Origin of the sequence: Bradyrhizobium sp. 2TAF24 (assembly GCF_052115025.1) — a bacterium.
In the GTDB taxonomy this organism is placed as follows: Bacteria; Pseudomonadota; Alphaproteobacteria; order Rhizobiales; family Xanthobacteraceae; genus Bradyrhizobium_A.
The window spans coordinates 22,269-36,950 of record NZ_JBFRFW010000010.1; the positions used below are offsets into that span (position 1 = coordinate 22,269).

Here is a 14,682-nt window from a genome sequence, read left to right on the forward strand (position 1 = left end):
GCAGGGTTGAGCGTCAACGCACCTCAGAGCAGCGATGCCGCGAGCCCCACCACGACGGGGCCCATCAGCGGGAGGAGCACATTGGAGATCGCATAGGTGACGGTGTAGCCGACCACCGGCATGGTGCTCTCGGATTGTGAAACGAGTGCGGTGATGGTTGGCGTGCTGCAGTGCTGGCCGGCGATCGCGCCCAGCAGGATCGGAGCCTCGATCCTGAGCAGCCGGGCGCCGACCAGCAGCGAGACTGCCGCGGGGATCACGGAGACGAGCAAGCCGAGGATCGGCAGGACGATGCCGTATTGCGCGATGAGCGTGATGGCGTCCGGCCCGGCCGAAAGCCCGACGGCGGCGATGAAGGTGGCGAGGCCGAAGTCCTTCAGGAACTCGGCGGCGGCTGTCGGCAGGGCGCCATGACGCGGTGCATGCATATGCAGCCAGCCGAACGCCAGCCCCGCGATCAGCGCGCCACCACCCGTGCCCAGAGTGAGGTCGAGGGCGCCGACCTTGAGGCTCAATCCGCCCAGGAAAATGCCGACGACGATTCCGGCTCCGAGGAAAATGAAATCGGTCTTGTCAGTGGGTGGCAACGGGTGGCCGAGCTCCTTGATCGCCCGTTCGATCGCGGCCTCGGTGCCGTAGAGCGTCAGGATGTCGCCTTGTTCCAGCCGGGTGCCCGGCAGCACCGGAACGGAACGGTCGAGCCGCCGGATCGCCGAGATGAATACGCCGCGGTTACGCTCGATGCCGGCGGCCCTGTGCAATTCACGGATGCTCAATCCGAAGACATCCCTGCGGACGAGCACGATATCGCGTGACGTGATCGGCACATTGGTGCCGGCCGGGACCGGGACTTCATCGCCCAGCCTGTCCTGCACTGCGATCATGCTGTTGCGCCGGCCGATCAGGAACAGGATATCGTCCGGCGCGATCATCATGCCGACGGTGGTGTCCAGGATGTCCTTGCCGCGCTTGATGCGCTCGATGGTGACCGCGTTGTGCCGGCTGCGTTCGAAGTCACCCACCGTGGTTCCGGCGACGGGACCGGCGCGGAAGGCGCGGCCGACGATGTTCGGCAACCCCGGCTCGTAATCGTCGTTGTCGTCGGCGCCCAGTTCATGGGCGAGTTTGTGCGCCGCGGCCTTGAGGTCGATGCCGAGGAGCAGCGGAGCGATCTGGGTGGTGAACACGACGATACCGACCAGGCCGAACAGGTAGGTCACGCCATAGGACGTGGCGAGGTTGGCCTGCATCCGCACGATCTCGTGGGGCGGCAGCGCCAGTCGCGACAGGGCCTCGGCGGCGGTGCCGAGCACGGCGGATTCCGTCGCCGAGCCGGCGAACAGGCCGGCGGTCGTGCCCGGGTCGAAGCGCAGCACGACGACAGCCGCCGCCAGCAGCAGCAGCACGGTGGCAACCTCGATCACCGAGAAGATGCCGTAGCGCCAGCCGGAGCGGATGTTGGCGAAGAACTGCGGTCCGGCGGTGAAGCCGAGCGCGAAGATGAACAGCGCGAAGGCAGTGTCCTTGAGATCGTTTGCGATGGTGACGCCGAGCTGTCCCAGCGCGAGCGCCACGAACAGCGTGCCGCAGACGCCACCGAGCTGGATCGGGCCGGCGCGCAGCAGGCCGAGGCCATGACCGAGAGAGACGGAAACGAACAGCGCCACGACCGGCTGAGTCAGAAACGAAACGACGCTGCTCGCCACCACACCATCAGTCCTTTGCACGTCATCGACACGATCGGACGTCGTAGATTGACAGACCAGGACGCTTCCCGGCCTGAAAGACTACGGACGGAACACACGGATCCGCACAGATGCGCGGGCAATGCGTGGGACCAGACGAAATGGAGCGATTGGCGGGCGCATGAAGCGCGAGCCTGCGCAGTCAGATAGACGCAGCGGCATCTAATTACTCCCCGGAGCTTTGCCTTGAAAGCAATTCAAACTGTACCGGTTGGCTCGTGCGTTATGGCCGATCCTGCACGGCGCCGGAGCGCATGTCCAGTGACACCGCCGCGTGACAGTGAGCCGATACGTTTTCGCAATGGCGTGAGGGGTGCATATGCAATCGCCGCCGCTCGCGTGGGTGAAGCCGGTCGCGGGCTATTGAAACCTGCCGCGGTAGACAGGTAGCCTTGGCAGGCGAACGATCAGGGGGCCCGGGAGACCAATTCGCGGGCATGGCAATGGGGGGAGCGAACGTCATGGCCATCCGGGCTGTCCTGCCGCCGAAGGAGCGCGACTACCGGCTCGACCTGCTGCGCGGTTTCGCCAACTGGGCGATCTATCTCGATCACATCCCCAACAATGCGGTGAACTGGATCACCCAGCGCAATTTCGGCTTCAGTGACGCGGCGGACTTGTTCGTCTTCATCTCGGGTTACACCGCGTCGTTCGTCTATGCGCGGATCATGATCGAGCGCGGCTTCGTGATCGGGGGCACGCGCCTCGTCAAGCGCGCCTGGCAGATCTATGTCGCGCACATCGTGTTGTTCGTGATCTACATCGCCGAGATCGGCTATCTCGCCGCGCGCTATCACGATCCCAATCTGGAAAACGAGTTCAATGTCGCCGGCTTCATGCGTGATCCGGCCGAAACGCTCTATCAAGGTCTCATCCTGGCCTTCAAGCCGGTCAACATGGATGTGCTGCCGCTCTATATCCTCCTGATGCTGTGCTATCCTGCGGTGTTGTGGGTGATGCTGCGGCGGCCGAACCTGACTCTCGCCGCCTCGTTTCTGCTCTACCTCGCCGCGCGCCATTTCAACTGGAATCTGGCCGCGTATCCCGTCGGATCCTGGTACTTCAATCCGTTCTGCTGGCAGTTCCTGTTCGTGTTCGGCGGCTGGTTCGCGCTCGGCGGCGCCGTCCAGTCCAAAGCCCTGATCCAGTCCCGTGCGCTGCTGGTGCTTGGCGGCGCCTATCTCCTGTTCGCGCTGGTGATGACGATGGCCGGGCGTTTCCCGGAACTCGGCCAGATGATGCCGGCATGGCTCGTCGAGGCGTTCAATCCCAACGACAAGACTAACCTTGCGCCTTACCGCGTCGTACACTTCATCATTCTCGCCTTCCTGATCACGCGTTTTCTGCCGCGCGACTGGGCCGGCCTGCAGTCGCCGATCTTCGCGCCGATGATCAAATGCGGCCAGCAATCCCTCGAGGTGTTTTGCTGTGGCGTCTTCCTGGCGGTGGTGGCTCACATCGTCCTGGTCGAGGTCTCGAACAGCCTGTGGATGCAGATCCTGGTGAGTGTCGTCGGGATCGCGCTGCTGACCCTGCTGGCCTACTACCGCTCCTGGTCCAAGCGTGTGGACAAGCGCCCGCCGAAGCCGGTTGCGGGCGCCGCGCCGCTGCCGTAGGCGTAGGCCATGCTCCCGGCCATGGGGGCATGGCTGAGTCGGAGCAGGGAAGGAGCGATGCGTTTCAAGCTGTTGGCGGGCGTGCTGCCACTCGACCGCGCAGGCGCGCTGCGCGATGCGCTCGCCGGCGCCACGCTGGCCGCGATGAACATTCCGCAGGTGCTGGGCTATGCCCGTATCGCCGGCATGCCGACGGTGACGGGCCTCTACACCGTGCTGTGGCCGACCGTGGCGTTCGCGCTGTTCGGGGCATCGCGCCATCTGGTCGTCGCCGCCGATTCGGCGACCGCCACGATCCTGTCCAGCAAGCTGCCGGCCCTGGCGGCGCCGGGGAGCGCCGAATATGTCACGCTCGCCTGCATGGTGGCGCTGCTCACCGCCGGCCTGTTGCTTCTGGCGCGGATATTCAGGCTCGGCTTCCTCGCCGATTTCCTCTCCCGTACCGTTCTGGTCGGCTTTCTCGCCGGTGTCGGTGTACAGGTCGGCGTCGCCATGCTCGGCGACATGCTGGGCATCGCGGTGCATTCGCCGCGCACGATCGTGCAGTTGGCGATGCTGGTGCAGGAACTGCCTCGCGTCCACATTCAGACGCTGCTGATCTCGGCAGCGGTCGTGATCACGATTCTCGGGTTTCGGTTTTACCGGCCGCGGTGGCCGGTGCCGTTTGTCATCGTGCTGACGGGGATCGTGGCCAGCTACCATCTCGGTTTCGCCAGTCGCGGCATTGCGGTCATTGGACCTGTGGCAGGTGGAATGCCGGTGCCGCGGTGGCCACAGGTCGGTTGGCAGACCACGCTGGATCTGCTGCCGGTGGCGGCGGCCTGCTTTGCGATGATCGTGGCGCAGAGCGCAGCCGCGAGCCGCGCCTTCGCGGAGCACTTCCGCGAGCGTGTCGACAACGATGCCGATATTCTGGGGCTGGCGGCCGCGAACGCCGCCGCCGCCGTGACCGGCGCTTTCGTGGTCAATGGCAGCCCGACGCAGACCGCGACGGCGGTGCTGGCGGGCGCACGCAGCCAGTTCGCCCAGCTGGTGTTCGCCGCGATCGTCGTGGCGGTGCTGATGTTTCTGAGCGGATGGTTCGAATATCTTCCGCACTGCGTGCTCGCGGCGGTGGTCTTCACCATCGCGGTCGGGCTGATCGACGTCAGGTCCCTGCACGCTATTTTGCGCGAGAGCCCCGGAGAGTTCGGGCTCGCCTTCGTCACTGCTGCAGCGGTGGTGATGATCGGGGTCGAGCAGGGGATTCTGCTCGCGGTCGCGCTGTCGCTGCTGCGCCACGTCCGGCACAGCTACCGGCCGCACACCATGATGCTGATGCCCGGCCCGGACGGGCGATGGCGTCCCGCGCCGGTGGCGTTCGGCGCCGAGACGGCGCCGGGGGTGATTGTCTACCGGTTCGGTGCCGATCTGTTCTATGCCAATGACCACCTTTTTGTCAGGCAGGTGCGCAAGCTCATCCGCAACGCGCCGCATCCGGTGCGGCAGTTCGTGATCGATGCCGGTGCGATTGCCGCCGTCGACTATTCGGCCGCCCGCTCGATCGGCGATCTTTGTCGCGGCCTGATCGAGAATGGTGTCGAGATCATTTTTGCCCGGGTCAGTCCCTATCTGCGGGCCGACATGGAGCGGCATCACGTGGCCGACGTGCTCGGCGAGGCGCGTATTTTTGCAACGCTGCACGAAGCGCTGGCTTCGATCGGCATGGAGGCCGCGACCGAACCGAGCGGGCCCGACATGGTGGACAGCGCGACCGGCAGGCGGAGTTGATCCAGGGCGATGTGACGGTCGCGGCGATCGCCGCAAGCGCGGCGGCGAGCGGGGCTGCCGCCGCCCTGGCTTGTGCGTTTCCGCCATGGCGGTCCACCAGCCAGGCCGCATCGTTGTAGGAGAGGTGGGTGTTGCCCACCTCGTCCTGCCATGCCAGCGCCTTGAGCGGCAGGTCGATGCCGATGGTTTGCCCCTGCTGCATCAGCGGGGTTCCACCCCTGGCCTGGCCAAAGATCAGCAGGTCGGTCGGGCGCAGGGCCATGCCGACCCCGTCGGCGCCGGCGGCGTGGTCGACATCTCGCGCCTGCCTTTTTCGGCGCTTCCGCGTGGTGGTGCGGGCCGCGTCGTTGTCTTCGAAGCGTCATGGTCTCCGAAGCGTCATGGTCTCCGAAATTCGATGTGGCGACAAACCCGGCGGCGGCCGTGGCGGGACGTCCGATGAGGCTGACGAGCTCGCACACGGTTGGCAGATGAAGCCTTTCGTGTCATGCGCGCGCCTTGCAACAAAGCAGGTGCGGACGCCCGAACTATAAAACAACAATCTCGATGTCATCGCATAACGTCGTTCATACCTTTCGATCCGCAACCTCGGAGTTCAGGTCATGTCGACACGCCGCCGTTTATTGAGCCTGGCCGGGAGCGTCGCCGCCGCGCTGGCCGTGATGACCATGGGAGCGCCGGTCCCGGCGCAAGCGCAGCAACCGCTGAAGGAAGTGCGCATCGGCTTCCAGAAGGCCGGCATCTTTCCGGCGGTCAAGCAGCGCCGTACGCTCGAGGACGCGCTCAAGCCGCGCGGTATCGAGGTCAAGTGGGTGGAGTTCGCGTTCGGGCCGCCGCTGCTCGAGGCGCTCAACACCGCAAATATCGATTTCGGCTTTACCGGCGATGCGCCGCCGATCTTCGCCCAGGCTGCAACCGCCAATCTGCTGTATGTCGCCGCGCTGTCGTCGACCGGCACCAACGAGGCGATCATCGTGCCGGACAGTTCGTCGATCCGGACGGTGGCCGATCTCAAGGGCAAGCGCGTCGGTTTCGCCAAGGGATCGAGTGCCCACAACACCACGGTCGCGGCCCTGGAGAAGGCAGGGCTGTCCTATCAGGATATCACGCCGGTGTATCTGGCGCCGGCCGATGCCACCGCGGCGTTCGCCGGCGGCAGCATCGACGCCTGGACGATCTGGGATCCCTATCTCGCGCTGGCTGAAAAGGGCAAAGTCAGGGTGATTTCCTTCGCCCGCGATTCCCACGAGACGAACGCCTTCTTCCTGGCCAATCGCGCCTTCACGGCCGCACATCCGGATCTTGTCACGCTGCTGAACCAGACGTTTGCGAACGAATCCAGCTGGGCCGAGGCGCACAAGGCGGAGATCATCCGGAGCCTGCACGAGGCGACCGGCGTCGACCAGGAGGCGCTGGCGCGTGCGGTCAACCGCTCGATCTTCCAGGTGACGCCGGTGACGGATGCCATCGTCGCCAGCCAGCAGGCGACCGCCGACCGCTTCTTCAAGCTCGGCCTGATTCCGAAGGCAATCACGGTCAAGGACATCGTGTGGCTGTGGACGCCCAATTCCTGACATCCGATCGGACCGGGCGATCGACGAGCGGTCGCCCGGTCCGGGACCAGGATGGCGTTCAATCACGGGGAACACGGACCGCGGGCAGGGCCGGGCAGCGGCATTGCGCCTGCTGCGACAACCTCATATAGCGACGGCCTGGTTGGTCTGTCGTTGTCGATCTGGTTCCCATATTGAAGTCCCAGGGCGGCAGACCTCTTGGCGGTTCTGAAGAGGTCCCTGATGGCTGACGACGACTATGTCTATGACGAGGTGACCGGCGAATGGCGCCCGGCGTCGGAAATGGCGGCCGCGTCCGCCGCCGCTCTGGTGGTTCGCGACGCATCGGGAAATGCCCTCGCCGACGGCGACTCGGTCACCCTGATCAAGGATCTCAAGGTCAAAGGGGCCAACCAGACCCTGAAACAGGGCACCGTCATCAAGTCGATCCGTCTGACCGACAATGTCGAGGAGATCGATTGCCGCTTTGACGGCATCAAGGGACTCGTGCTGCGCACCGAGTTCGTCCGCAAGCGCTGAACGGGACGGGCGGGCTGCCGCCGGTGTCAGCCCTGCAGCAGCACGTCGGCAAGGCCGGTGAAGCTGTCGGTGTGCAGATCGAACCAGGGCTCAGGTGCGACGTCGGGCTTGGCGGCGGGGCCGAATTCGAGCGGGCGGGCGACAAACGCCGTGCGCATGCCGAAGCTCCGCGCGGCCTTCAGATCGTATTTGTGGCAGGCGACCATCAGGATCTGATGGGCGGGAAAGCCGAGATAGTCGACGGCGAGCTGATAGACGGCGGGGGACGGCTTGTAGCTGTGTGCGAGCTCCGCGGTCAGGATCGCATCGAACGGAAGTCGGGCATGCTTCACCACCGAGACGACCGCGGCCATGCCGGCATTCGAAAGCGTTGATGTCACGAAGCGGCCGCGCAGGCGGGACAGGCCCTCGACGCTGTCAGGCCACGCGTCCAGTCTGCTCCAGACGGTGTTCAGCTCGTCGCGTTCGTTCGTGTTGAAGACCTGCGACAGGCCGCGGCGCTCGAGCAGGACGTCCAGCGCCTCGCGATAGATGTGGTCGACCCGGATCCAGGGACGCTTGCCGGCGATGACGTCGTCGAGCGCAGTGCGATAGAGATCGCGCCATGCGCCCGACAGCGCCGCCCAGTCGAGAGCGAGGCCCTTGGCCCTGTTGATCGCTTCGCCCGTGCGCAGGATCGGCTGGTAGAAGTCGACGCAGGTGCCCTGGACGTCGAACGCGATCGCCCGGATGTCGTTCAGCCACGTTGCCGCATTCATCGATCGGGTCCCCGCCATTGCCGCCAAGATCGCCAGCCCGCCTGCGCCGATGACGCCTCGTCGCGTCAGATCAAGCACCGCGGCACGTCCTACATCGGCGAGAGGTCGTCATCCACCCGCTTTTCGCGGATGACAGATGGGATGTGCGCACGGTGTTTCCTCGGCGGCGGGTTATCGGTCCGCTGTTGTCGGGCAGGAGACGGCGCCGGTGCGACGGATGCAAGGGCGTGGCGATTATATAAATTTTTGAAATAATACCGAGGCGGGCTGGCCGCGGGGCAGGCGGAAAGCGCGGCCGGCGCGACCTTGCGGTCATCCTTCCGACCATATTGTTGTCGACCGTCGGGCGAGATGCGGCGGATGGTGCAGCAATGTTGGTGTCGGGAGTGATTCCAGGGCGCGTCCGCGCGGCCTGTTCCGGATCGGATTGCGGGCTCTTGCGATCGTGGCCGGGGCCGTCGCGATGGGCGCGCCGGCATGATAGAACGCGATGGACCATGTGCGACTCACGGTTGAGCGGCCTGCAGGGGCTGCAGAAGCAACAGGGGGGCTTGTGAAGCAAGTCTTTTCGTTGTGATCGGGGCGTGCATGATTCGGCTGGAATCATTCAGCTTCCATTCAGCGTCACGGGCGCCTGCTGGCGTGTCGCGAAGGGGGAGGACGTCTTTCTGATGAAAAAGCTCTTTTGGGTTGCCGTGGCGCTTGTTGCGCTGGTGGTCAATGCGGAAGCGGCGGAGCGCCGTATCGCTCTTGTCGTTGGCAATGCCAATTACCAGACCGGCTCGCTGCCGACCCCGGCGAACGACGCCGGTCTCGTCGCGCAGACCTTGCAGGCGGCCGGCTTCGACGTGACCGGCGCGCGTGACCTCGACCAGGAATCGCTGCGCCGGACGTTCCGGGATTTTCTCGACAAGGCGTCGTCGTCCGGTCCTGACACCGTCGCTTATGTCTATCTGTCCGGCTACGGCGTGCAGCTGGAGGGTGAGAATTACTTCGTGCCGATCGATGCCCGCATCTCCAGCGATGCCAGCGTCTCGGCCGAGGCGCTTCGGCTGTCCGACTATCTCAGGCCGCTGACCGCGCTTCGTTTGAAATCCAGCGTGGTCGTGCTCGATCTCGCCCGCGCCAATCCGTTCGCCAAGACCGGCAATCCGTTGACGGGCGGCCTTGCCCTGGTCGATCCCGATCCGGGCGTCCTGATCGCCTTCAATGCTGCTCCGGGCACGATCGCCCCGGATGAGGCCGGTCCGTATTCGGCCTATGCCCAGGCCCTGGCCGAGATCACGCGCGAAGGCGGGGTCTCGCTCGACGATGCGTTCGTGCGGGTGCGCCTGCGCGTCAACCAGCTCACCAATGGCGCCCAGGTGCCCTGGCACGTCTCCAAGCTGGCGGCGCCGCTGTACCTGTTCGAGCGCGCGCCGGACGCGCCGCCCCCGCAGGTGACGGCGGACCAGACCGCTGTGATTCGCCGGCGGCCGATCCGTGATTTCGATGCGCGCGAGGCTTATCTCGCCGCGCTCGACCGCGACACCCTTGATGGCTACCAGGACTTTCTAGCGGTTTATCCGCGCGACCCGATGGCCGCGCGGGTGCGCGCCATTATTGCAGCCCGTCGGGAAGCCATCGTCTGGCGGGAGACACGCAATGTCGACACGCCGCCGGCCTACTGGTCGTACCTGAGGCGCTATCCGCGCGGCGCCCACTCCTATGACGCGCGCCGGCGTCTGGCCTACCTGTCCGCAGCCTTCGAGCCGCCGCCGCGGTTCGCCGAGATCAGCTACGAAGTGCCGCCTCCGCCGCCGGAGGAGATCGTGTACGTCGAGCGTCCGGTGCTGGTGTTCGACGATCCGGATTTCGGCTTTGCGCCGCCGCCACCGCCGCCGCCGATTTTCCTGCCGCCGCCGCCGGTCTATTTCGCCGACCTGCCGCCGCCGCCGCCGCCGGTGTTGGCCTTCGTGCTGCCGATGCCGGAATACCGGCCGATGCCGGTCTGGGTTGCGCCGCCGCCACAGATCGCACCGCCGCCGAGCAACATCATCTACAACAACATCCACAACACGGTGGTGATCAACAACACCACCAACATGGTGACCATCACCAATCCGCAGGGCCAGGCGCAGACGGTGACGCCGGCCGTGGCTGCCGCGCCGCCGACGGCTCCTGCGGGTCCCGGGATGCCGCCTCCGAGCGTTGCGCCGTCGCCAGCCGCGAAGGCCGGCCTCGTCGCGGCCGGGGTCGGCGCAGCCGCTGCTGCTGCTGTCGTGCTTGCGCCGTCGCTGCCGTCGTCGGTCGCTGCGAAAGCCGCAACGACACCGCTGCCGCAGGCGGCTCCACCGGCGCCACCGCTGGCGCCCGGCAAAGTGTTGCGCACGCAGCTGACGGCGCCTTCTGCGCAGCCGGCAACTCCCGGCACGGCGCCGGCGGCCGGTGGACCGGCCACCGGAGCCCAGCCCGGCAGTGCAACGCCAGGTCAGGCCGCAACGCCTGCGACGCCCGGCACGTCAACCTCGCCGACGGGTACCAAGACCGGCGCTCCGGCGAGCCCGGCGGGGCAGCCTTTGCCAGGCACAGCGGGAGGGCAACAGCTGCCGCCGAAGCAGCCTGCAACTGGAACGCCTCCAGTCGGTGGCCCGCCGCCGGCCGGATCGGCCGCGACGCCCGGCACGCCTCCGCCGGCAGGCACAAAGACGGGTGCGCCGGCAGCTCCGGCCGGGCAGGCCTTGCCGGGCGCGGCCGGTGGCCAACCGCTGCCGCCGAAGCAGCCATCGACCGGAGCGCCGCCTGCCGGAGGGACGCCGCCGGCCGGATCGGCCGCGACGCCCGGCACGCCTCCGCCGGCAGGCACAAAGACGGGTGCGCCGGCAGCTCCGGCCGGGCAGGCCTTGCCGGGCGCGGCCGGTGGACAGCCGCTGCCACCCAAGCAGCCATCGGCGGGAACGCCGCCGGCTGCCGCAACGCCGCCGGCTCCATCGACTGCGCCGTTGCCCGGCACCAAGACCGGTGCTCCGCCCGTTCCGTCGGCACCGCCGCCCGCAGCCAAGCCGGCGCCGTCGCAGCCGTCCACGCTGCCGGCTCCGCAGGTGCCGCCGCCATCGGCGGCCAAGCCATCGGCACCGCCTCCGCCACCGCCACCGCCACCGCCACCGTCAGCACCGAAGGCTGCGCCGTCCGCGCCGCCGCCTGTGGTGCACACGCCGCCACCGCCGCCGGCGCCGAAGCCGGCTCCACCGCCTCCGCCGCCAGCGGCGCATGCGCCGCCGCCTGCAGTGCATGCACCGCCACCGCCGCCGCCGAAGCCGGCTCCGCCGCCTCCGCCGCCGGTGGTGCGCGCGCCGCCGCCGCCACCACCCGTGGTGCATGCTCCGCCGCCACCCCCGCCGCCGCCGAGGCCGGCTCCGCCGCCACCGCCACCCGTGGTGCATGCGCCGCCGCCACCGCCGCCGCCGGCTCCCAAGCCGGCTCCGCCGCCGCCGCCTGCGGCCGCAAAGCCAGCGCCACATGGATGCGTGCTGCCGAACGGTCAGCCCTGTCCGCCTAAGTAGGCTGGGCTTGCGATTTCCGGGCGAACAGGAGAGACCTCCTGTCGCCCGGAGGCGCGCACCAATATACGCGCTCCGTGTCGCCGTTCTGGTGCCGGTCGTGCGTGAGTTCGACGGCGGCGATATCGTCACCGCCTCACTGTCGTGTGGCTGCTCTGCGAGAAGTGCCCCGTCAGCTCGCTGTCAGCAGGTCCCTGACGATCCCCTCGAACCAGGCCGGATCCTCGATTAGACGCTCGAAGATCGGATCATGGTGTTCGAGCCCGTTCGGCCCGTCGGCGAACAGCACGATCGTCCGGTCGCCCCGGCCGGCCTCGCGAATGCGAAACCACACGGTGTCCGTTTCGACATAGCGAACACCGGGCCGTGAGGCGTTTGGGAATGTCAGGTCGTGATGCGAGGCGCCGTGCGGTATTCGCTCGGCGACTGCCCGGTCCAGCCGCGGAACGCGCGGGTAAAACTTTTCTCGCTGCGGAAGCCGACGGCTTGCGCGACCTGCTTGACCGGCTTTTCGGTGCGGCTGAGCAGTTCGATGGCGCGCTCGCGGCGCACCTCGTCCTTGAGGATTTGCAGCGACGTTCCCTCATCACGCAGGACGCGGTGAACCGTCCGTACCGAGAGGTGCAGCGCGTCGGCGAGCGACGTGGCGGACAATGCACCGCGTCGCAGGTGCTCGCGGACGCGTTGGGTCAGCAGGCGGTCGCGGCGGTACTTCAGAACGGTCAGGGGCAGGGCGCGCTGCAGCATGGTGCGCAGGGCCCGTTCGTCGCGCCGCATCGGCAGGGTCAGATAGCGGGCATCGAAGCGATAACCGGTCCAGCCGGCGTCGAAGTGGACCGGCCCGGGCGCGAACAGCAGGGGATAGACGTCGGCATGCGGCGGCGGCGTGAACGCAAATGCGGTTTCGAGCAGTGGAATGCGTGAGTCGATTGCCCAGCAGGCGTAGCCCAGCACGAAGCGCAGGCTGGTGACGAGGCAGAACTCCCGCATCGACCCGAGGTCGCGCGCCTCAACCAGGGCGAGTTCGGCGACCTCGTCCCGCACCGTCAGCGTGTGGGTGATGTCGTCGGTCAGCAGGCGGTGGTGGCGGCACCAGCGCTTGAGGGCGACGCCGAGCGTGGGCGAGCTCAACGAGGCGCGGCACAGCATGCCATAGCTGCCCCAGGGCAGCCGCCGGCTGAACCATCCGAGCGCCTCGTCGTCCAGCTCCTGCATCGCGATCCCGGAGATGGTCTCCATCTGGGCGGCGGTGATCCGGCCATCCGGCCGGCGCAAAAGGGCTGGCGTGATTTGTGCTCGCCGCAGGGCCGGGCGAGGGTCGCGACCGTACTTTTCATAGGCCAGAACCATAGCATGGACAAAGGCGATGGGGGTGGCGGCAACCTGGCTCATGTCCCTACTATGGCATGATTTGCAACCCAATTGGCAGCAAAAGCGCCGTCGACAGGCCTAGGCTGAAGGCCATCAAGCGGCCGCAGAGCCGTCACCGGAGGGAGACGCGACATGGCCATCACCACAGCATTGTCCCATGTGCAGGGCGCCGCCGACGCGGTGCTCAGCGACCAGACCATTCCCGCTCTGCTGGCGGACACCGCCGCGCGGTTTCCTGATCGGCTGGCCGTCGTGTTTCGGGAGCAGAACCTGCGCTGGACCTGGCGCGCATTCGAGACCGAGGTCGCGCATTTCGCGGCCGGACTGCAGACGCTCGGGCTGCAGCGTGGCGACCGGGTCGGAATCTGGTCGCCGAACCGGTCCGAATGGCTGGTGACACAGTTTGCCACGGCCCGTCTCGGCCTGATCCTGGTCAACATCAACCCTGCCTATCGGCTGTCCGAGCTGGAATATGCGCTGCGCGTGTCCGGATGCCGCGCCGTGGTGTCGGCCGAACAGCTGAAGAGCTCGAAATACCTCGAGATGCTCGATGCGGTACGGTCGCAGCTGCCGGCGCTGCGGTGGATCATCCGGCTGGGCGAAGGGGCGACGCCCGGCATGCTGCGCTACGCCGACGTGATGGCGCGCGGCCGGGAGGCCGCGATCGCGGAGCCGCAGCTCGACTGCCACGATCCGATCAACATCCAGTTCACCAGCGGCACCACCGGCAACCCCAAGGGCGCGACGCTGACCCACCACAACGTCGTCAACAACGCCCGCTTCATCGCCAAGGCGATGAACTTCACCGAAGCGGACCGGCTGTGCATTCCGGTGCCGCTCTACCATTGCTTCGGCATGGTGCTGTCGGTGCTCGCCTGCGTCAGCACCGGTGCGACGATGGTCTTCCCCGGCGAGGCGTTCGATCCCCGCGCGGCGCTGGCGGCGGTGGCGGAGGAGCGTTGCACCGCCCTGCACGGCGTGCCCACCATGTTCATCGCCGAGCTCGCCCATCCCGATTTCAGGACCTTCGACCTGTCGTCGTTGCGCACCGGTATCATGGCCGGCTCGCCGTGTCCGATCGAGACCATGAAGCAGGTGGTGGCACAGATGCACATGACCGAGGTGACCATCGCCTACGGCATGACCGAGACATCACCGGTCTCGTTCCAGAGCGCCACCACCGACCCGCTGGAGCGCCGCGTCACCACGGTCGGCCGCATTCTGCCACGGCTGGAGGCCAAGGTCGTCGACGCCGAAGGCCAGATCGTGCCGCGCGGCACCACCGGGGAGCTGTGCGTGCGTGGCTATTCGGTGATGCAGGGCTACTGGGAGGATCCGGCACGCACCGCCGAAGTCGTCCATGACGGCTGGATGCACACCGGCGATCTCGCGATCATCGACGACGACGGCTACTGCAACATTGTCGGCCGCGCCAAGGACATGCTGATCCGCGGCGGCGAGAACGTCTATCCCCGCGAGATCGAGGAATTTCTGTTCAGATTCCCGAAGGTGCAGTCGGTGCAGGTGTTCGGCGTGCCCGACGCTAAGTATGGCGAGGAGATCTGCGCCTGGATCGTGCTCAAGCCCGGCCACACCTGCACGGCCGAAGAGGTGCGCGAGTTCTGTCGCGACCAGATCGCCCACTACAAGATTCCGCGTTATATCCGCTTCGTCGACGAGATGCCGATGACGGTGACCGGCAAGTTCCAGAAATTCGTGATGCGCGACCGCATGGTCGACGAACTCAATCTCGGAGTGAGCAAGACCGCCTGACGGGTCTTGCCGCGCCA

10 protein-coding genes and 1 pseudogene are annotated in these 14,682 nt (G+C 66.9%); 6 read left to right on the top strand and 5 right to left on the bottom strand.

Features of this window, described 5'->3' with window-relative positions; all coding sequences use genetic code 11:
- Window positions 1-23 precede the first annotated feature (23 nt).
- A complete protein-coding gene (aspT, locus tag AB4Z37_RS16560) occupies window positions 24-1,706 on the bottom strand; it encodes an aspartate-alanine antiporter (protein ID WP_441517838.1) in 1,683 nt (560 codons plus the stop codon).
- Window positions 1,707-2,206: 500 nt separating this feature from the next.
- On the opposite strand from aspT, the gene AB4Z37_RS16565 reads away from it, so the two are divergent.
- Window positions 2,207-3,361 (top strand): OpgC domain-containing protein, encoded by a 1,155-nt coding sequence (locus tag AB4Z37_RS16565; protein WP_441517839.1) that lies wholly within the window; start codon window positions 2,207-2,209, stop codon window positions 3,359-3,361.
- 57 nt (window positions 3,362-3,418) lie between these two features.
- Entirely contained in the window at window positions 3,419-5,131 is a 1,713-nt protein-coding gene (locus AB4Z37_RS16570; protein ID WP_441517840.1) for a SulP family inorganic anion transporter, read from the top strand.
- 121 nt (window positions 5,132-5,252) lie between these two features.
- Here the strand turns inward: AB4Z37_RS16570 and AB4Z37_RS16575 are convergent.
- Window positions 5,253-5,414 (bottom strand): annotated as a pseudogene (locus tag AB4Z37_RS16575) (DUF302 domain-containing protein); the annotation flags it as partial.
- Window positions 5,415-5,733: 319 nt separating this feature from the next.
- Between AB4Z37_RS16575 and AB4Z37_RS16580 the strand changes: the two are divergent.
- Window positions 5,734-6,705, top strand: coding sequence for an aliphatic sulfonate ABC transporter substrate-binding protein (locus AB4Z37_RS16580; RefSeq protein ID WP_441517841.1), 972 nt, complete (start codon window positions 5,734-5,736; stop codon window positions 6,703-6,705).
- A gap of 222 nt (window positions 6,706-6,927) precedes the next feature.
- Window positions 6,928-7,224, top strand: coding sequence for a zinc ribbon domain-containing protein YjdM (locus AB4Z37_RS16585; RefSeq protein WP_441517842.1), 297 nt, complete (start codon window positions 6,928-6,930; stop codon window positions 7,222-7,224).
- A gap of 26 nt (window positions 7,225-7,250) precedes the next feature.
- Here the strand turns inward: AB4Z37_RS16585 and AB4Z37_RS16590 are convergent, their stop codons facing one another.
- The gene (locus AB4Z37_RS16590) at window positions 7,251-7,982 is read right to left on the bottom strand and encodes a haloacid dehalogenase type II (RefSeq protein WP_441517843.1); all 732 of its coding nucleotides are present in this window, start codon (window positions 7,980-7,982) and stop codon (window positions 7,251-7,253) included.
- A gap of 671 nt (window positions 7,983-8,653) precedes the next feature.
- Here AB4Z37_RS16590 and AB4Z37_RS16595 point away from each other — a divergent pair.
- The gene (locus AB4Z37_RS16595) at window positions 8,654-11,524 is read left to right on the top strand and encodes a caspase family protein (protein ID WP_441517844.1); all 2,871 of its coding nucleotides are present in this window, start codon (window positions 8,654-8,656) and stop codon (window positions 11,522-11,524) included.
- Between the two features lie 169 nt (window positions 11,525-11,693).
- On the opposite strand, the gene AB4Z37_RS16600 is transcribed toward AB4Z37_RS16595, so the two are convergent.
- Together AB4Z37_RS16600 and AB4Z37_RS16605 are read right to left on the bottom strand one after the other, a co-directional pair.
- On the bottom strand, window positions 11,694-11,855 hold the full coding sequence (locus AB4Z37_RS16600; protein ID WP_441517845.1) for a hypothetical protein: 162 nt from the start codon (window positions 11,853-11,855) through the stop codon (window positions 11,694-11,696).
- A gap of 50 nt (window positions 11,856-11,905) precedes the next feature.
- Complete coding sequence (locus tag AB4Z37_RS16605; protein ID WP_441517846.1) at window positions 11,906-12,913, bottom strand: AraC family transcriptional regulator; 1,008 nt, start codon at window positions 12,911-12,913, stop codon at window positions 11,906-11,908.
- A 111-nt stretch (window positions 12,914-13,024) separates the two neighbouring features.
- Here AB4Z37_RS16605 and AB4Z37_RS16610 point away from each other — a divergent pair, with 111 nt between their 5' ends.
- The gene (locus AB4Z37_RS16610; protein WP_441517847.1) at window positions 13,025-14,665 is read left to right on the top strand and encodes an AMP-binding protein; all 1,641 of its coding nucleotides are present in this window, start codon (window positions 13,025-13,027) and stop codon (window positions 14,663-14,665) included.
- The last annotated feature ends 17 nt before the right edge of the window (window positions 14,666-14,682 follow it).